Source organism: Thalassotalea ganghwensis, assembly GCF_053485795.1.
Window position 1 is genome coordinate 1 of the sequence record NZ_JBQRUM010000085.1, and the last position, 290, is coordinate 290.

The following is a 290-nucleotide window of genomic DNA, read 5'->3' on the forward strand; positions in this document are numbered from 1 at the left end:
AGGCATTGAGCTAACTGATACTAATTGCCCGTGAGGCTTAACCATACAACACCCAAGTAGTTTTATAAGTGTTGTCTGACAAATTGGTCGAACCCACCATCCGTGGTTATGTTCGACACTAGTGCATTCTTGCACGTCGCGTACTTAATGAATTGAATTAGAAATATCGCTTTCCGAATTACTACTTACCTTGAAGTTTCAAGTTAAGTAAACGTTTTTGTCTAGCGACAATAGCACTGTGGTACCACCTGATCCCATTCCGAACTCAGAAGTGAAACGCAGTCGCGCCG

At 42.8% G+C, this 290-nt stretch carries 1 rRNA gene; it reads left to right on the plus strand.

Going from position 1 to position 290, the window contains the following annotated elements:
- Nucleotides 1-220: 220 nt before the first annotated feature.
- Nucleotides 221-290 (plus strand): 5S ribosomal RNA (rrf, locus tag ACSLUH_RS19590); the annotation flags it as partial.